The organism is Streptococcus sp. 2018162 (assembly GCF_019754175.1).
Classification (GTDB): Bacteria; Bacillota; Bacilli; order Lactobacillales; family Streptococcaceae; genus Streptococcus; species Streptococcus hashimotonensis.
Map to the genome: position 1 here is coordinate 73700 of NZ_JAIJZP010000001.1, position 17368 is coordinate 91067.

The 17368-nt window shown below is 44.5% G+C and carries 14 protein-coding genes; 7 read left to right on the plus strand and 7 right to left on the minus strand.

What is annotated here, in order from left to right; all coding sequences use genetic code 11:
* Positions 1–4 precede the first annotated feature (4 nt).
* Positions 5–484, plus strand: a complete 480-nt coding sequence (locus tag K5Q22_RS00350; protein ID WP_024384487.1) for an adenylyltransferase/cytidyltransferase family protein — start codon at positions 5–7, stop codon at positions 482–484.
* A 101-nt stretch (positions 485–585) separates the two neighbouring features.
* Here K5Q22_RS00350 and dusB read toward each other — a convergent pair whose 3' ends face one another.
* From dusB to gshAB, 4 genes are all read right to left on the minus strand, one after another.
* The gene (dusB, locus tag K5Q22_RS00355; RefSeq protein ID WP_024384488.1) at positions 586–1590 is read right to left on the minus strand and encodes a tRNA dihydrouridine synthase DusB; all 1005 of its coding nucleotides are present in this window, start codon (positions 1588–1590) and stop codon (positions 586–588) included.
* Positions 1583–2449, minus strand: a complete 867-nt coding sequence (gene hslO, locus K5Q22_RS00360) for an Hsp33 family molecular chaperone HslO (protein ID WP_024389203.1) — start codon at positions 2447–2449, stop codon at positions 1583–1585. Before hslO ends, dusB begins: the two co-directional genes overlap by 8 nt.
* Positions 2450–2528: 79 nt before the next feature.
* The gene (locus K5Q22_RS00365; RefSeq protein ID WP_205013431.1) at positions 2529–5648 is read right to left on the minus strand and encodes a DUF6359 domain-containing protein; all 3120 of its coding nucleotides are present in this window, start codon (positions 5646–5648) and stop codon (positions 2529–2531) included.
* A 557-nt stretch (positions 5649–6205) separates the two neighbouring features.
* Complete coding sequence (gene gshAB / locus K5Q22_RS00370; RefSeq protein WP_202846781.1) at positions 6206–8437, minus strand: bifunctional glutamate--cysteine ligase GshA/glutathione synthetase GshB; 2232 nt, start codon at positions 8435–8437, stop codon at positions 6206–6208.
* Between the two features lie 363 nt (positions 8438–8800).
* Between gshAB and K5Q22_RS00375 the strand changes: the two genes are divergently transcribed.
* The 6 genes from K5Q22_RS00375 (at position 8801) to K5Q22_RS00400 (ending at position 15621) form a co-directional block, all read left to right on the plus strand.
* Positions 8801–10093 (plus strand): adenylosuccinate synthase, encoded by a 1293-nt coding sequence (locus K5Q22_RS00375; RefSeq protein ID WP_002937782.1) that lies wholly within the window; start codon positions 8801–8803, stop codon positions 10091–10093.
* 110 nt (positions 10094–10203) lie between these two features.
* Positions 10204–10527 carry a preprotein translocase subunit YajC gene (gene yajC / locus K5Q22_RS00380; protein ID WP_014638693.1) on the plus strand — a complete coding sequence of 108 codons (324 nt, stop codon included), beginning with the start codon at positions 10204–10206 and terminating at the stop codon, positions 10525–10527.
* Between the two features lie 113 nt (positions 10528–10640).
* Complete coding sequence (locus tag K5Q22_RS00385) at positions 10641–11396, plus strand: isoprenyl transferase (RefSeq protein ID WP_024384492.1); 756 nt, start codon at positions 10641–10643, stop codon at positions 11394–11396.
* Positions 11397–11405: 9 nt separating this feature from the next.
* The gene (locus K5Q22_RS00390; RefSeq protein WP_172093091.1) at positions 11406–12212 is read left to right on the plus strand and encodes a phosphatidate cytidylyltransferase; all 807 of its coding nucleotides are present in this window, start codon (positions 11406–11408) and stop codon (positions 12210–12212) included.
* Positions 12213–12221: 9 nt separating this feature from the next.
* Positions 12222–13481, plus strand: a complete 1260-nt coding sequence (gene rseP / locus K5Q22_RS00395; protein WP_105143703.1) for an RIP metalloprotease RseP — start codon at positions 12222–12224, stop codon at positions 13479–13481.
* A gap of 277 nt (positions 13482–13758) precedes the next feature.
* Positions 13759–15621 (plus strand): proline--tRNA ligase, encoded by a 1863-nt coding sequence (locus K5Q22_RS00400; protein ID WP_205013430.1) that lies wholly within the window; start codon positions 13759–13761, stop codon positions 15619–15621.
* Positions 15622–15699: 78 nt separating this feature from the next.
* Here K5Q22_RS00400 and K5Q22_RS00405 read toward each other — a convergent pair whose 3' ends face one another.
* The 3 genes from K5Q22_RS00405 to dhaL are packed head-to-tail and all read right to left on the minus strand — an operon-like array spanning position 15700 to position 17366.
* Positions 15700–16410, minus strand: a complete 711-nt coding sequence (locus K5Q22_RS00405; RefSeq protein ID WP_205013429.1) for an MIP/aquaporin family protein — start codon at positions 16408–16410, stop codon at positions 15700–15702.
* 9 nt (positions 16411–16419) lie between these two features.
* On the minus strand, positions 16420–16794 hold the full coding sequence (dhaM, locus tag K5Q22_RS00410; RefSeq protein WP_205013428.1) for a dihydroxyacetone kinase phosphoryl donor subunit DhaM: 375 nt from the start codon (positions 16792–16794) through the stop codon (positions 16420–16422).
* Positions 16791–17366, minus strand: coding sequence for a dihydroxyacetone kinase subunit DhaL (gene dhaL / locus K5Q22_RS00415; RefSeq protein ID WP_024407268.1), 576 nt, complete (start codon positions 17364–17366; stop codon positions 16791–16793). Before dhaL ends, dhaM begins: the two co-directional genes overlap by 4 nt.
* Positions 17367–17368 lie beyond the last annotated feature (2 nt).

Consider the following 17368-nt stretch of genomic DNA (forward strand, 5'->3'; position numbering starts at 1 on the left):
ATCTATGAATCAAACCATAGCTGTTGTTTTCGGAACCTTTGCTCCCATGCACAAGGGACATTTGGATTTGATCGAGCGAGCAAAGTTGGCCTGTGGTCAGGTTTGTATTGTGGTGTCAGGATATGACAAGGACCGTGGGGATTTGATTGGTTTAGATTTGACCAAACGATTTCAATTTGCTCAAGGGCAGTTTGAGGGTGATGATTTTGTCGAAGTTCGTGCCCTGGATGAAACGGACTTGCCTCCCTATCCAGATGGTTGGGACCTTTGGTTAGACCGCTTGCTTGGTTTATTTGATTTGTCTGAACATCAAGTACCAGTCTTCTATGTGTCTGAGGAAGAATACGCTCAGGAACTGCAAAGTCGAGGCTATCAAGCTCATTATAGTCCTAGAAAATTTGGTATTTCAGCGACCCTCATTCGCGAGAGTCCAGAGAAGTATCGAGACTACATTGCCCCTGCCTTTGTTGACTTTTTTTGCTGAGCAGGAATAAGGTAATCATACAGAAAAAACGCATAAAATCAGGTTATAACCTTGGTTTTATGCGTTTTTGTATTAGTGAGTGTTGATTTATTCAGATTTTCTTACTTAGTGATCCGTTCTTGATAGGCTTCTCTAGCTTGGTCAAAGAGTTCTTGGACCTGCTCGATAGTCTCTGCTCGGGCAACGGCACCACGGATTTTGGCAGCACCTGCTGAACCACGGAGGTAGTGAGGGGCAAGACCACGGAATTCACGTACGGCAATGGATTCGCCTTTGAGATTGGTCAATCGGGTCAGGTGGTCGAAGGCGACATTGAGTTTGTCATCGAAGGAGAGGTCGGGCAGGACTTCTCCTGTTTCAAGATAGTGGTTGATTTGGTTGAAGATGTAAGGATTTCCCATAGCAGTCCGTCCGACCATGACGGCATCAGCTCCGACTTCCTCGATTCGTTGGCGGGCATCTTCTACAGTACGGATGTCACCATTTGCGATGAAGGGAATCTTGGTCAGGCTGCCAGCCACCTTGGTCAAGGTTTCCAGGTCAACAGTTCCTGTGTACATCTGCTCGCGAGTCCGTCCGTGCATGGCCAGGGCAGACACACCGGCACTTTCTGCGGCCAGGGCATTTTCAACCGCTAGGTCGGTATTGTTCCAACCCGTCCGCATTTTAACAGTCAAGGGAATATCGAGGACTGAGGTCACTTCCTTGATGATGTGGTAAATCTTGTCGGGGTCCTTGAGCCACTTGGCACCAGCTTCGTTTTTAACGACCTTGTTGACAGGGCAGCCCATGTTAATATCCACGATATTAGCTTTGGTGTTGGTTTGGATGAAGTCGGCAGCCCGTTTCAGTCCTTCGGCATCGCCGCCGAAAAGCTGGATAGACATAGGGTATTCGTTGTCGTCAATATGGAGCATATGGAGGGTCTTCTCATTGTTGTAGAGAAGGCCTTTTTCAGAAATCATTTCCATAACGACCAGGCCTGCGCCCATTTCCTTGGCAATGGTGCGGAAGGCCGAGTTGGTCACGCCAGCCATTGGGGCCAGCACGCAGCGATTGGGGATTTCCACATCACCAATCATGAAAGGGGTATTGAGATTAGCCATTGATGAGTTCCTCCAAATCGTTTTCGTCAAAGTGGTAATGGGTCTGGCAGAATTGACAGGTGATGTCCACGCCCTTGTCTTCTTCTTTCATCTCTTGCAGGTCCGTTTTTGGCAGGCTGGCCAGAGCATCGAGGAAGCGGTCTTTAGAGCAGTCGCAGACAAAACCGATTTCTTCTTCTGACAGGCGTTTGAAGTCGTCGTCGCCATAAATGGCGGATAGCAGAGCTTCTATATGGTTTTCAGAAGCCAGCAAGCTTGAAATGGCAGGCATTTCTTGGATACGTTTCTCGAAACGGGCAATTTCAGCCTCAGTTGCACCTGGTAAAACTTGCAACAAGAATCCGCCAGCCACCTTGACCTTATCTTCTTCGTCCAACAAGACATTAAGTCCTACTGCAGATGGGGTCTGCTGGCTGTCTGTCAGGAAGTAGGCAAAGTCTTCACCGATTTCGCCAGAAATCAATGGCGTCATAGAGTTGTAAGGATGACCTGTTCCGTAGTCTGTGATAACCAGGAATTGACCATTGCCCACAAGAGGCCCAACGATGACTTCGCCAGTTGAGGTCCGTTTGTAATCCAAGTCTGGATTTTGAATGTAGCCCTTGACCTGACCTTTGGTATTGGCAACGGAGATGATAGCCCCAACAGCACCGCTGGCCAAGATTTTCAGGGTGATTTTTGTATCGCCTTTTTCATTGGCAGCCAAAATTTGATTGGCAATGAGGGTGCGACCCAGAGCAACGGTGGACGACGCCATAGTGTCGTGTTTTTCTTGGGCTGTTTTCACGGTTTCTGTGCTATCTAGCACAAAGGCACGGAAATGCCCGCTTTTTGATAGTGTTTTAATAATTTTATCCATAACTTTAATTATAGCACAAGTGGAGGTGGAGCAGTAGAAAAATGAGCCTGAAAGTCATGCTTTCAAGCTCAAAAAATGATTAGGATTCTTTTTGTTTTTTGACAAGACAGGCGCTCAAGAATACGAGACCGATTGTGATAAGTACAAAGCTTGTTTCTCCTCCTGTCTTTGGAAGGATTTTCTTTTGACTGTTTTTGGCAGTAGGGGTCACGGTTGTTTGTCCCTTGTCTGTAGTGCCAGAACGGTCATCAGTATTTACAGATGTTTGATTAGAAGTTGAAAGATTTGTTGGCTTGTTATTGTTGGTCGTACCATTGCCATCACTATTATTGACTGTTCCTGAGTCATCTGTCTGCTTGTCGCTTGGTTCTGGTTGAGTTGGTTCTTGTGCCTTTGTCACATCCAGTTGTACCAATAGCGGATCGTGGTCAGAAGCTCTGCCATGTTCTTCCATAAAGGCTGAATTGACATGGACCATATCAAAGGCATAGCGCTCCAATAAGTTAGTTGATACTAGCATATTGTCAAGAGACTGATTATTTCCGTTATAGAAGTAAGAGAAGCGATCGGATGCATCGTGACGACTAACGAGGTTAGCCATTCCTCCTGTTTCTAAAATTTCTATGGTTTTAGTAAATTCATAGTCATTGAAGTCGCCTAGCATAACGATATTAGCATTTGGATTTTGAGTTAAGCCTGCTTTTGTAAAATCAGCGATAATTTGTGCCAGTATGTGGCGTTTTTCTTCGGACTTGAAGCTGACAGGTTGGATTTTTCCGTAGAGACCATTGTCACCGCGTTTTGAGTTGAGATGGTTGGCAAGGACAACGACTTTCTCGCCTTTGAAGACGAATTCAGCTGCAAGTGTTTTGCGGACAGCTGCCCAAGCAGGGTTGGTTGGGTCGATTCGACCCAGGCTGAGATTGAGTTCGCCGTTTTCCCAAGCTACTGCCTGTGTTGCGGTACCGATTGGTTTGTCAGATAGGCTGACACGTTTGGAGTTGTAGAGGAAGCCGACGCGAATATTGCCTCCCTCTTGTCCGCCGTCTTTGTTGTTTTCAGGAGCAATATCCACATAGGTATAGGTTGGTCCGCCGGCTGCTTGAATAGCTGCAATCAGGCGCTCAGCACTCTTACTAGCATCAGTTGTACCGTCGTTTGTAGCACCGTTGTTGTCCTGCACTTCAATCAATCCGATAATGTCTGGAGAATGTAGGTCTGAAACAAAGGATTTGGCAATGCGTTGGACTTTAGCGTCTGATGTTGACTTACTGTCAGCAGAGAAGTTTTCAATGTTATAAGAAGCGATAGTCAGCTTGTCATCATTTGGGATAATGGTTGTTGTTTCTGGTTTTGTAGCTCCTTCGTGCAAGGTTGGAAGGGTGCTATCATCTACATAGACCTTATAATTGGTGTAAGAGTAGGTAACTGGTCCAGCAATACGACCGGTAAAATAGTCTCCTGATTTGACGATCTGTTTTCCATTTTTCAAAAGTAGTGGAATGATATTGGTATTATTCCCTTCAGGGCGAAGGTTGACGCCTCCGACATTGTTTAAAGGAAGTTGACTAGTGGCAGGAGTGACATAGATTTCCTTGTTTTTTAGTGGGCCGAGGATTTTTGCATCATCAACGGCAACCACCATGCCTTCAACGGATTCCCAGAAATCGAGTGCATCTTGTTCTGGATCAAATTGAGCCAAACCGTCGTTGTCAATAATATCTGCTGGGATAGTCCGATCAAGACCAAGGACTATAGGAGATGGTACAGGTGCAGTCCCATCCACAGTTACTTCAGTAGCTCGAATTTGTGTGATGGTTAAGTCTGTTTCCCCACGTTCTGTATAACCTTTTCCGAGGTATTCTTCTACACGTCCTGCGATAGTGACAAGATCTCCTACCTTGACATTTGTTTTTAATTTGTCAGTAAAAATATTAATACCGTCAGATGTTTTGACGTCTCCGTCTGGGGTGACATCTTGCACGTAGAAGTTATTGGCAGAGGTAACGTAGGTTACTACGACGTTTTTAAGAATCACAGATTGATTCACCAGAGGTGATTGGTGACTTGCACCTTGAATGTGACCGACTGTTACAGTTTCGGTCTTGCCTGGTGCTGTTTCTGTTGTTGCCTTTTCAACGACTTCAAAATGAGAGAGGTCAAATGGTTTTAATTGTATTTTTCCATTATAGGTGGATAAAATAGCGGTTAGATTAATTTTATCTCCCTTGTTGATATGGTTCAAAAGATCAGCTGTTTTGATACCTGTTCGACTATCTAAACGCACATCCACAGTTTGTCCTTCGGAGTCAGTTACAGTAAAGGTAGAATTTTGATAGCTATCGCTTTGAATGTCTCCGACAGTCAAGTTTTTTAGAGAAACTAGTGTTGCCTGTGCTTGCGTTGCTAACTGAGCGATGTTTGTTTCTGTAATAGGAGTGTTGAAATGCTCAGATATAGCCTTGTGGTTGCTAACTGTGGTTAGTTGGAGTTCGCCTTTATACTCACCCAATGTTCCTGTTAATTGAACGGTATCACCAGGCTGATAGCCCAAGGCAGCCCCAGGGTAGATATAGATACCAGCGCCGTCAGAACCTTGGAGGTAGAAACCATTTCCTCCCCAACCGTTTACTAGGCTAATAATTTTACCAGAGACTGTGTACTCTGTTCCTTGTGCACCGGAACGAACAGTAGCAATCGGTGTAGAAACAAGGTCACTTGACTCGGTAGTCGTATTTTCACTGGTTGGTGGCTGAACATTAGTAGAAGATGAATCTACGATTTCAATCGCTGTAGCTGGTTTGATCCCAGCTCGCTTCATGTATGTATCGCTAGTTCCTGTGATGCGAACCAATTTTCCGACTAGTTCGGGATGATCAACGAGGTTGAATTGGCTGCGAAGTGGTTCCTTTAGTTGAATAGGGATAGTGTCGGCGGCCGCAGTATCCATGCTTGCACCAAGGGCTAGATTTGTTTTGTTAGTAGTGTCAAAAGCAGTTCCGCTACTATTAAGTGGTGCAATAAGATAGCCTTGTATCGTGACTTCCGACTTGGTTATTGCAAGTGACGGATAATTCTCTATCGCCACTTCAGTAGCATGCACAGATGGTATAGGCGAAGTGGCAAGACTAAATAAGAGTCCGGCTGTTACCGCTACAGAACCTACGGTATAGAAGAGAGAACGGTTTCTAATCTTCATATAAAACTCCTTTTTGTTATATATGGACGTTATCAAAACGTCTGAGGTTGTTATATACATATAGTTTAACAAAAAATGAGTCGTTTGGAATACTTTTTCTGGATATAATACGGATATTTTTAAAAATTCAAATGAAATAGTAAAAATACATTGGAAAATAAAACAATAAGCGAACGATTGGACTGAATACAGGGAGTTAGTTCATAAAAAAGCACCGAGATATAAATGATTATCTTGGTGCCATATTCATTTTGTTTAATATTAGTTGGGAGGTTTTGTGAAGGAAGAAAGGGGCAAAGCAGATATATAGTCCTTTAGTTGACTTTTTTTACTTCGGCGCAAGAGGAAGTCCGTTTCTGGATTTCCCGCTTCAAACAATCCACTGGTTTGTTTGAACTCACTTTGCCGTACTTTATAGAGAGGCAAGTCTTATTTCCAACCTAGAATGTTCTAGCAACCTGCCGCTATTGAGGCGAATGTACTTTGCCCTATCTCCAGCCTTCAAGAGTTCCACGAATCTTTGAAGTAAATACTAACAAAGTAAGGAAAATGGAAAACTATAGTTCTGGAAACAATTTTTTCAAAATCTTCGGTGTAATGCTCTGTCCAGGTCCTGCGTAAGTATAGGTGTGCAGGTACATGGCAGGGTTGAAGTTGAGTTCGATGCAGGTACAGTTGGGCTTGTCTTTGCTGGCTGGCTTGGTGCGGTCGGGGATAATCAAGTCCACACCACAGGCCCAAGCTCCCATGGCAGTCGCCATATCAGCGGCCAGTTGCTTATAGGACTCGTCCATCTGGTCGGTCATATCGATGGAGTCGCCACCCGTTGAGATATTGGAATTGCCACGCAGAAAGGCTTGAACGCCCTCTGGCAAAACTGTATCGGGTGTGTAGCCTTGTTGCTCCAACATAAGCAGTTCGATGTCGCCCAAGTTAATGATTTCCAGCGGTGAACGGTGGTCACGCCCACGCAGTGGATCTTGGTTTTTTTGGTCCACCAATTCACGGATGGTTGAGCTACCGTCCCCCACGACATTGGCTGCGACGCGGAGCAGGACAGCCTCGCACTTGCCGTCCAGGACGAAGAAACGGTACTCGGTCCCCGCCACGAATTCCTCCACTAGTACATGGCTGTCTTCTGAAAAGGCGATGTCAAGGGCTTTTTCATAGTCCGTAAGGCTGGCTGGCTCCTGGAAGATAGAGATGCCTAGGCCGAAGTTGGTGGATTTTGGTTTGACAACAATAGCAGAGCTGGCTACCTGTCCGTAGTACCGCAGGGCGTCTGTCTTGTTTGCAAATTCAGCTCCCGCAGGTACTGGAAAACCAGCCTGGTCCAAGATTTTCTTGGTCACGACCTTGTTGGCCATGGCGAGAGGAATGACGTAGTTGTCCTTGGAGGTCATGTTGCCATTTTTGATGTACTCGACATGGTCACCATGCCAGAGTTTGAGAAATTGGTCTTCTTCATCCAAAATCTCCACGTTCAAGCCCAGTTGAATGGCGTCGAAGAGAATCATCTGGGTGGAGAGTTCCATGTTTTCATAGCCCTTGAGGGCGTAAGGGGCTGTCCAAGCATAGTCATGGAATACTTGTCCTTGCTGCTGACCAAACTTTTCTAGAGACCCATCTTCAACCTGCTCTGCTATTTTTCCGGAAAGGGTCAGATGTGGGTCTTGAAGAGCGGCCTCTACATGTGCAATGAGCTGGCCATAGTAGTCATCCAGTCCAAAGTGGGCAACTATGGCTTTCATGGCCGTCAAGATTGGCGTGGCATCGGCCTCGCTAGGTAGAGGTGTGTGTGGGTGGCTAAGGGCGATGAGGTTGTTCAGTATATCTGCTTTTGATAGGGTGTTATCAACATCTGTCAGTTGGTCTAGCCAAAGAAGAGATAAGATAAAGAGGTGGACTGTATCAAGGGTTTCCTGACTAATAGCAAGCGGGTCATAGGGGTTAAGGTCAAAGGAACGGAATTCTAAATAAGAAATCCCCTTACTGAGGTAGTCACGGCTAGTCTTGGCACCACGGAGGCGGACAGCTGAGTAAAATTCCTTCTCAGCGGATAGTTGACCAGATTGGACAGCTTGTTCGATGTCAGCCACGTACTGTTCAAGAGAAGAAAAGGAAATATGAACATCATCGGAGTTGACATAGCCGTACTTGGAATTACGAATGGAACGGACGCAACCGACTTCCGTAGTTAGGAATCCTTTTTCGGCTAGGCTACTTGCTCCATATAGGTAGGTTAAGAGCCAACGATAGTTGAGGAAGTTTTGTGCTAATTTGAGGTAGAGGGTATTTTTGAATGCGATAAAGTCTGTTTCCTCGCTTAATTCAAAAAGTTGTTGGGTTAAGTCTTTTCCTAATTCAAAATTATAGTGGATGCCAGACATAGATTGGACGAGCTTACCATAGCGTTCCCCCAAACCGACACGATATTGGTACTCATAGTCGCTATCTAGTTGAGCAATTTGGATTTCCTCTTCTGAAATCACAGGTGGCATGGATAGGGGCCAGAGGTATTCTTGCTTATCCATAGAACGTGCGGCAACATCTGTAATGGCTCCCAGTAGGCGACGCGCTTCCTTAGTCGACTGAGCGATTGGTGTAATCAACTCTAACTGTGGCTCGCTGTAGTCTGTCTGGATATAGGGGTGGAAGCTACGAGAACCCAGTTTATGAGGATGGGGAGTTTGTGCAACTCTGTGGTTTGAATTGATGCGAAGTGATTCGCGCTCAATTCCAAAAGTAGCCTGAAGAATGGGGCTGTTTGGTGATAATTTTTGTAACATACTAAGTCCTTTATATTTCTGTCAAAGTCTTATTCCAATTTTATCTAGATTGGAGGGCAAATACAAATTTCTGCTACGTTTCTCGTGAAAAATGTACTGAAAATCATTGAAAGCAAACAAAGACTTCGGATTTCTCTGTCAAAAGCATATTTACAAATGTCTATCTCATGTATTTAATCGGATTTTTTTGAAATATACTTTTAAAAAAATAAAAACATTCGCCATATATGAAATTATTGGAATTTCTTGAAAAAATGTTCGTTTTTTGATAGAATAGTGTGTAAAACGAAACTTGCAGGTGAGATTCCTGCCAGAAGTAGAAGAAAGGCTGGGCTGGTTAGCCAGTTCAGAGAAAGAGTGAATATGACATCAGTAGTTGTTGTAGGAACCCAGTGGGGCGACGAAGGTAAGGGTAAAATTACAGACTTCTTGTCTGCTAATGCTGAAGTAATCGCACGTTATCAAGGTGGTGATAACGCTGGACACACTATCGTTATCGATGGCACTAAATATAAATTGCACTTGATTCCGTCAGGAATCTTCTTCCCAGAAAAGATTTCTGTAATCGGTAATGGTGTGGTTGTCAATCCAAAATCTTTGGTGAAGGAAATCAACTATCTCCATGATTCAGGTGTGACAACAGATAATTTGCGGATTTCAGACCGCGCACACGTCATCTTGCCTTACCACATCAAATTGGACCAGTTGCAAGAAGAGTCTAAAGGTGAGAACAAGATTGGTACAACCAACAAGGGTATCGGTCCTGCTTACATGGACAAGGCAGCCCGTGTTGGTATCCGTATTGCAGACCTCTTGGACAAGGAGATTTTTGCGGAGCGTTTGAGAACAAACTTGGCTGAGAAAAACCGTTTGTTTGAGAAAATGTATGAGTCAACTCCGATTGAGTTTGATGAAATCTTTGAAGAATACTATGCTTATGGTCAAGAAATCAAAAAGTATGTAACAGATACCTCTGTTATCTTGAACGATGCCCTCGATCAAGGTAAACGTGTTTTGTTTGAAGGTGCGCAAGGGGTTATGTTGGATATTGACCAAGGTACCTATCCATTCGTTACTTCTTCAAACCCAGTTGCTGGTGGTGTGACCATCGGTAGCGGTGTCGGCCCAAGCAAGATTGACAAGGTTGTTGGTGTATGTAAGGCCTACACTAGCCGTGTTGGTGACGGACCATTCCCAACTGAATTGCACGATGAAATCGGAGACCGTATCCGCGAAATCGGTAAGGAATACGGTACGACAACTGGCCGTCCACGCCGTGTCGGTTGGTTTGACTCAGTGGTGATGCGCCATAGCCGCCGTGTGTCAGGTATTACCAACTTGTCCCTCAACTCGATTGACGTCTTGTCAGGTCTTGAAACGTTGAAAATCTGCGTGGCTTATGACTTGGATGGTGAGCGTATTGACCACTACCCAGCAAGCTTGGAGCAACTCAAACGTTGCAAACCAATCTATGAAGAAATGCCAGGTTGGTCTGAAGACATCACAGGTGTGCGTAGCCTGGATGAATTGCCAGAAGCGGCTCGCAACTATGTTCGTCGTATCAGCGAATTGGTAGGCGTTCGTATCTCAACCTTCTCAGTAGGTCCTGGTCGTGAACAGACTAATATCCTTGAGAGTGTATGGAGCGCAAAATAGTGTGCGAAGACTGAACGAAAGTTCGGTCTTTTTTATGTTTGGTCGAACTTTGCTTTCTTGTCCAGAATTTGATATAATCATGCTTATCAAACAATAAAAGAGGTAAACAAATGGAAGGTTTATTTTTGCCGCTTGTCATGGTTGCCATGATTGGTTTTATGTTCTATTCGCAACGTAAACAACAAAAACAACGTCAAGAAGCACTAAATCAAATCAAAAAAGGTGATGAAATTGTGACCATTGGTGGGCTATTTGGTATTGTCGATGAAATCGATGATAAAAAGGTTGTTCTCGATGTTGATGGTGTTTATTTGACATTTGAACGTGGTGCTATTCGTAATCGTGTAGCAAGTTCAGGTACTACATCTGCAGTTGTTGAAGAAGTGGCAGTTGAAACGACAGAAGCGACTCCAGAATCTGCAATTGAAGAATAAGGATGAAAAACCGAGGGAAACCTTGGTTTTCTCTTGTTTTAGCCCTGCCTGATTTTTGCTATCCTAGGTAAAAATATGGTATAATGAAACGATTATACAATAAGGAAAATACCATGTTTAAATTTAATTTTAAAAAGAAAGAAAGCATTGAAACAGCAATTGAAGTCCCTAAGCATATCGCTGTGATTATGGATGGCAATGGCCGTTGGGCGAAAAAGCGGATGCAGCCACGTATTATGGGGCATAAGGCTGGTATGGATGCACTTCAAAAGGTTACCAAGACGGCTTCTGATTTGGGAGTAAAGGTGTTGACTGTCTATGCCTTTTCTACAGAAAACTGGTCTCGACCGGAAAAAGAAGTGAAGTTTATCATGAATCTACCTGTGGAGTTTTATGATAAGTATGTTCCTGAACTCCATGCCAATAATGTCAAAATTCAGATGATTGGTGACCATTCCAAACTTCCTGTTCCGACTCTCAATGCGCTTTATAAAGCTGAACAAAAAACGAAGAATAACACTGGTTTGATTCTCAATTTCGCTCTGAACTATGGCGGTCGTGATGAGGTGACTCGCGCAGTCAAGGCTATTGCGCAAGATGTCTTGGATGCCAAGTTCAATCCTGGTGATATTGATGAGAAATTAATAGCGGATTACCTCTATACAGGAACCTTATCACCAACGTTACGCGATCCCGATCTAGTTATCCGTACAAGTGGTGAACTTCGTCTTAGCAACTTCCTGCCGTGGCAAACAGCCTACAGCGAGCTGTACTTTACAGATATTGCTTGGCCTGATTTTGATGGAGAAGCACTTAAATTAGCGATTAAAGAATACAACCGTCGCCACAGACGTTTTGGCGGTGTATAAGGAGAAGGTATGACAAACGATTTACAGAAACGAGTGATATTTGGCGGCATTGCTCTAGCTATTTTCATTCCCTTTTTGTTGGCTGGTGGGATGGCATTTCAATTTTTTGTAGGCCTGTTAGCTATCATTGCTACGGCTGAATTGATTAAAATGCATCGCCTAGCACCAAATTCTATCGAGGGTGTCTTAGCTATGTTGGCCAGTTTAGTCTTGGCTCTTCCGCTCCAGAATTATCTGACATTTTTACCGACGGATGGAAACTACACAGCCTACGCCATTGTAGTATTTTTACTGCTTGGTTCGACGGTTTTTAATATCGGCCATTACAACTATTCCGATGTGGTCTTTCCAATTGCCTCAAGTTTCTATGTTGGTATCGGCTTTCATAGTTTGATACTGGCTCGTATGGATGGGCTCAATAAAGTCTTCTTTGCCCTCTGTTTAGTCTGGGCAACAGACATTGGCGCCTACTTAATCGGTCGTCAGATTGGTCGGAGAAAATTATTGCCCAAGGTTTCACCGAATAAAACGGTTGAAGGCTTTGTTGGCGGCATTCTTTCTGCGGTGGTAGTTGCTATCATTTTCTTGATTGTCGATAAGTCCTTGTTGGCTGGCTATTCATTTGGCATGATGATGTTGTTGGTTGTGATTTTCTCGATATTCTCACAATTCGGAGACTTAGTAGAAAGTGCTATTAAACGCCATTTTGGTGTGAAGGATTCTGGAAAAATTATTCCAGGACACGGCGGTATCCTGGATCGTTTTGACGGTATGATTTTTGTCTTTCCAATCATGCACTTCTTTGGATTATTTTAAGGAGGTACTATGAAGGGAATTTTAGCATTTATATTTATATTTGGTGTGATTGTAGTTGTCCATGAATTTGGTCATTTCTACTTCGCCAAGAAAGCGGGTATCCTTGTGAGGGAATTTGCGATTGGGATGGGTCCCAAAATTTTCGCTCATACAGGTAAGGATGGGACGCTTTACACCATCCGTATTCTTCCTCTAGGTGGCTATGTTCGAATGGCTGGATGGGGTGAAGATAAGACAGAGATTAAGACAGGTAGTCCTGCCAGCCTCAGCTTGAATGAAGCTGGTGTTGTGACGCGGATTAATTTGTCTGGTAAGCAACTGGATAGTCTCAGTTTGCCAATGAATGTAACCAGTTTTGACTTTGAAGAAAAATTGGAAATCACAGGCTTGGTCTTGGAAGAAAGCAAGACCTATAAGGTTGATCACGATGCCACGATTGTAGAGGAAGATGGAACAGAAGTTCGGATTGCTCCACTTGATGTTCAGTATCAAAATGCGACAGTCTGGGGTCGGTTGATGACCAACTTTGCGGGGCCCATGAATAATTTTATTCTAGGGATTCTAGTATTTATTATTTTGTTCTTCATGCAAGGCGGGGTTGCCAACCCATCAAGCAATGCAGTAAGTATTACTGAAGGTGGTGCTTTGCAGGCTGCAGGTGTTGTTACAGGGGACAAGATTCTTTCGGTCAATGGGAACAAGACAGACAGCTACACAGAAGTTGCAACGATTATTAGCAAAGCAGCGACAGATGCAACAACAGCCCCAAGCTTTGATTTGGTTGTTGAGCATGATGGGAAAAACCGTCATGTCTCCGTTACTGCTGAACAAGTAGATGGGGCTTATCGAATTGGTATCTCACCGATTTTGAAAACTGGTTTCGTTGATAAAATTGTCGGTGGTTTCCAAGAAGCGGGAGCGACAGCTCTTAGGGTTGTGACAGCTTTGAAGAATCTAATTGCAAACTTTGATGTTAAGCAGTTGGGGGGACCGGTTGCTATTTATAAAGTAAGTTCCCAAGCGGCTGAATTTGGTTTGGTTTCTGTATTGGGGCTAATGGCTGCGCTCTCCATTAACCTTGGAATCTTCAATTTGATTCCAATTCCAGCCTTGGATGGTGGTAAGATTGTTATGAATATTCTGGAAGCTATTCGCAGAAAACCACTCAAACCAGAGACGGAATCTTATATCACTCTAGCAGGTGTAGCCGTTATGGTGGTTCTTATGATAGTAGTCACTTGGAATGATATTATAAGAGTCTTCTTCTAAGATAATTTGAAATTTATGAAAGGAATTGAATGCGTGCTAAACGCAGGATGTTCTGAAAACTACGAAAAAGAAAGGAACAGAGAGTTTTCATATTTGAACTCGAGCGTCAGCGAGGGTTCAGATAAGTGACTTCTGTGATTCCTAATCAAGTAAACTACGAAAGGAATTGAACAAAAGCTAAAAACCTAGTAAAAAAGACCAATCGCCTTGTGCCGATAGGCACTGCGTTGATTGCCTATTTTTATACGGTTTTCTTGACGCTTTTGTATCTTAAATTATGAAACAGTCTAAAATGATTATCCCTACTTTGCGGGAGATGCCTTCGGATGCGTCGGTGATTAGCCACGCTTTGATGTTACGTGCGGGTTATGTCCGTCAGATTTCTGCTGGTATTTACAGCTACTTGCCATTGGCTAACCGTGTGATTGAAAAAGCAAAAAATATCATGCGTGAGGAGTTTGATAAGATTGATGCTATTGAATTTTTGGCTCCAGCTCTCTTGTCAGCGGACATTTGGCGTGAGTCAGGTCGTTACGAAACATATGGCGACGATCTTTACAAGCTCAAAAACCGCGAAGGTTCTGACTTTATCTTGGGACCAACTCACGAAGAAACAGTGACCCTTTTGGCGCGTGATGCGGTCCAGTCTTACAAACAGTTGCCGCTTAACATCTACCAAATCCAATCTAAGTATCGTGATGAAAAACGCCCTCGTAACGGTCTTCTCCGTGGTCGTGAGTTCATCATGAAAGACGGTTACAGCTTCCATGCTAGTTATGAGAGCTTGGACCAGACCTATGATGACTACAAGGCGGCTTACGAGGCAATCTTCACTCGTGCAGGCTTGGAGTTCAAAGCTATCATCGGTGACGGTGGTGCCATGGGTGGTAAGGATAGCCAGGAGTTTATGGCTATTACTCCAGACCGTACTGACCTGGACCGTTGGGTTGTCTTGGACAAGTCGGTTGCTTCTTTTGAGGAAATACCAGAGGATGTTCTTGAAGCAATCAAAGCAGAACTCTTGGCATGGTCTGTGTCTGGTGAAGATACCATCGCCTACTCTAGCGAATCAGGCTACGCTGCCAACCTAGAAATGGCGACTAGCGAATACAAACCAAGTACAGCAGTTGTCGTCGAAGAAGACTTGGTTAAAGTAGCGACGCCAGATGCCAAAACCATCGACGAAGTTGCTGCCTTCCTGAATGTCGCTGAAGAGCAAACTATCAAAACCATGCTCTTTATGGCAGATGGCGAGCCAGTTGTTGCCCTCCTTGTTGGTAATGATCAAGTGAACGATGTCAAGTTGAAAAACCACCTCGGAGCAGATTTCTTTGATGTAGCAGGCCCAGCGGATGCTGAAAAAATCTTCGGTGCAGGTTTTGGTTCCCTTGGACCAGTCGGCTTGCCAGAAAACATCAAGATTATTGCAGACCGCAAGGTGCAAGATGTGAAAAATGCTGTTGTCGGTGCCAACGAAGACGGTTTCCACTACACAGGTGTCAATGCAGGGCGTGATTTCCAAGTGACTGAGTATGTGGACATTCGTGAAGTCAAGGAAGGCGAACCTTCTCCAGATGGACACGGGGTTCTCAACTTTGCCCGTGGTATCGAGATTGGTCACATCTTCAAACTCGGTACACGCTATTCTGACAGCATGAACGCCAACATCTTGGATGAGAATGGTCGTTCTATGCCGATTATCATGGGATGCTATGGAATCGGTGTTAGCCGCCTCTTGTCAGCCGTTCTTGAACAACACGCTCGCCTCTTTGTTAACAAGACACCAAAAGGCGAATACCGTTACGCTTGGGGAATCAACTTCCCTAAAGAATTGGCACCATTTGATGTGCATTTGATTCCAGTCAATGTCAAAGATGAAGCGGCAATGGAATTGACTCAGTCTATCGAAGCAAGTTTGGTTGGTGCAGGCTATGAAGTCTTGACAGACGACCGTAATGAGCGTGTCGGCGTTAAGTTCTCTGACAGTGACTTGATTGGCTTGCCAATCCGTGTGACAGTTGGTAAGAAAGCAGCGGACGGCATCGTCGAAGTGAAAATCAAGGGCACAGGTGATACTGTGGAAGTCCATGTGGACCAACTCCTTGAAACCCTTCAAATCCTTACAAAAGAAAATGAATAACAGAAAAAAACTTGGTTGATGATAGCCAAGTCTTTGTTGATAAAATAGGCTTGGTTCTAGTCACCCAAGCCTATTTTTTTATAACATATTTAGTAGGAGGTTATAGAGGATAGCTCCTGTGACTCCTCCAAGAATTGGGCCAGCAACTGGGATCCAGCTATAAGACCAGTCAGAATCTCCCTTGTTAGGAATTGGAAGGATGGCATGCATGATACGAGGACCAAGGTCACGAGCAGGATTGACTGCGTAGCCTGTTGTAGATCCTAGTGAGAAGCCGATTGCAAATACGATAAGTCCCACGATGATTGGGCCGAGACCAGCGCTGACATTGTTAGGACCAATTGCAAGGATTCCCATGACTAAGACAGCTGTGCCAAGAACCTCGCCGAGCAAGTTTGAAGCTGTGTGACGAAGAGCTGGTCCAGTAGAGAAGGTAGCAAGGATTGTTCCGCTATCTTTTGTTTCCTGCCAATGTGGGTAGAAATGGAGATAGAGGACGATGGATGCCAACATTGCTCCAGCAAATTGGGCAAGTAGGAAGCCTGGGACTTGAGCCCATGGTAGGGAGCCGATAGATGCCATTGCGATAGTGACAGCTGGATTCAGGTGGGCAGGTCCAAAAATTCCTGATACGTAGACGGCAATTGTTACAGCGATGCCCCATCCTAGTACGATGGTCAGCCAGCCGCTATTTTCAGCCTTGGTTTTAGAGAGGATGCAGGATGCAACCACACCGTTTCCAAGTAATACTAGTATGAAAGTTCCAAGTAATTCTCCAATCAGATTCATAATGACCTCCTATTTATTGATTGTCAGTTCTTTTAATTGCTCAAGAATAGTCTCCAAGTCAGCTCCAGCCTGCAAGAGAGCTGCGGCAGTATAGCAACCTTCGACGACTGGTACGGTCTGGATAAGAATTTGTTTGTCTGTAAAATCGGCAGTAAGTTCCATGTTCATTCGGGCGCTACCTAGGTCGAAAAAGGCAAGGAGGGTATCAGCAGGGTTTGCTTCAACTCGCTCTTGTACGATTTCAAAGCTAGTACCGATGCTACCATCTTCTAATCCGCCACAGTAGGTAATGGGAATATCTTTTGCGACTTCAGATACTAGGTCAATGATTCCCTGGGCCAAATTTTTTGAATGGGATACGAGTAAGATACCAACCTTTGTCATAGTCCTGCCTCCAACATGGCTTCAAAGAGAAGTCCAGATGAGAAAGAGCCTGGATCAATGTGTCCAATAGACCTTTCTCCAACATAGGACGCGCGTCCCTTGGTTGCAGCAATATCCTTTGTTCCTTGAACGGCTTTATGGATAATTTCCGCTGTCAGTTGGCTTTCTCTTAGGGCAGAAATAACAGGAATCCAAACGTCTACCATGGTTTTCTCGCCTAATTCAGCCTTGCCACGTTTTTGGATCATGTCCAAACCTGCTTGAAGCATGTCTGCCAAATCAGCGCCAGCTTGACTGGCTTTGGTAATACCCATAAAGGCAGAGCCGTAGAGAGGACCGGAAGCACCGCCAACCTTACTGAGAAGTTGCATGGCAACCACCTTAAAGACTTGGTCGGCAGTCTCATAGTCTTTTTCAGATAGCTCCTGCATGACGGCAGCCATTCCTCGCGCCATGTTGCCCCCGTGATCTCCATCTCCGATAGGAGAGTCAAGCTCACTCAAATAATCTTTGTTTTCTTGAATTTTCTTGTTGAATGTCTCCATCCAGAGTAATGCTTGTTTTGCATCCATAG

What these genes read in the sequence shown, in the direction of transcription:
- yajC (WP_014638693.1), top strand. Translation starts at nt 10,204, where the DNA reads ATGGAAGGTTTATTTTTGCCGCTTGTCATGGTTGCCATGATTGGTTTT.
- K5Q22_RS00385 (WP_024384492.1), top strand. Translation starts at nt 10,641, where the DNA reads ATGTTTAAATTTAATTTTAAAAAGAAAGAAAGCATTGAAACAGCAATT.
- K5Q22_RS00350 (WP_024384487.1), top strand. Translation starts at nt 5, where the DNA reads ATGAATCAAACCATAGCTGTTGTTTTCGGAACCTTTGCTCCCATGCAC.
- dhaL (WP_024407268.1), bottom strand. Translation starts at nt 17,366, where the DNA reads ATGGATGCAAAACAAGCATTACTCTGGATGGAGACATTCAACAAGAAA.
- rseP (WP_105143703.1), top strand. Translation starts at nt 12,222, where the DNA reads ATGAAGGGAATTTTAGCATTTATATTTATATTTGGTGTGATTGTAGTT.
- dhaM (WP_205013428.1), bottom strand. Translation starts at nt 16,794, where the DNA reads ATGACAAAGGTTGGTATCTTACTCGTATCCCATTCAAAAAATTTGGCC.
- K5Q22_RS00400 (WP_205013430.1), top strand. Translation starts at nt 13,759, where the DNA reads ATGAAACAGTCTAAAATGATTATCCCTACTTTGCGGGAGATGCCTTCG.
- K5Q22_RS00405 (WP_205013429.1), bottom strand. Translation starts at nt 16,410, where the DNA reads ATGAATCTGATTGGAGAATTACTTGGAACTTTCATACTAGTATTACTT.
- K5Q22_RS00365 (WP_205013431.1), bottom strand. Translation starts at nt 5,648, where the DNA reads ATGAAGATTAGAAACCGTTCTCTCTTCTATACCGTAGGTTCTGTAGCG.
- gshAB (WP_202846781.1), bottom strand. Translation starts at nt 8,437, where the DNA reads ATGTTACAAAAATTATCACCAAACAGCCCCATTCTTCAGGCTACTTTT.
- K5Q22_RS00390 (WP_172093091.1), top strand. Translation starts at nt 11,406, where the DNA reads ATGACAAACGATTTACAGAAACGAGTGATATTTGGCGGCATTGCTCTA.
- hslO (WP_024389203.1), bottom strand. Translation starts at nt 2,449, where the DNA reads ATGGATAAAATTATTAAAACACTATCAAAAAGCGGGCATTTCCGTGCC.
- dusB (WP_024384488.1), bottom strand. Translation starts at nt 1,590, where the DNA reads ATGGCTAATCTCAATACCCCTTTCATGATTGGTGATGTGGAAATCCCC.
- K5Q22_RS00375 (WP_002937782.1), top strand. Translation starts at nt 8,801, where the DNA reads ATGACATCAGTAGTTGTTGTAGGAACCCAGTGGGGCGACGAAGGTAAG.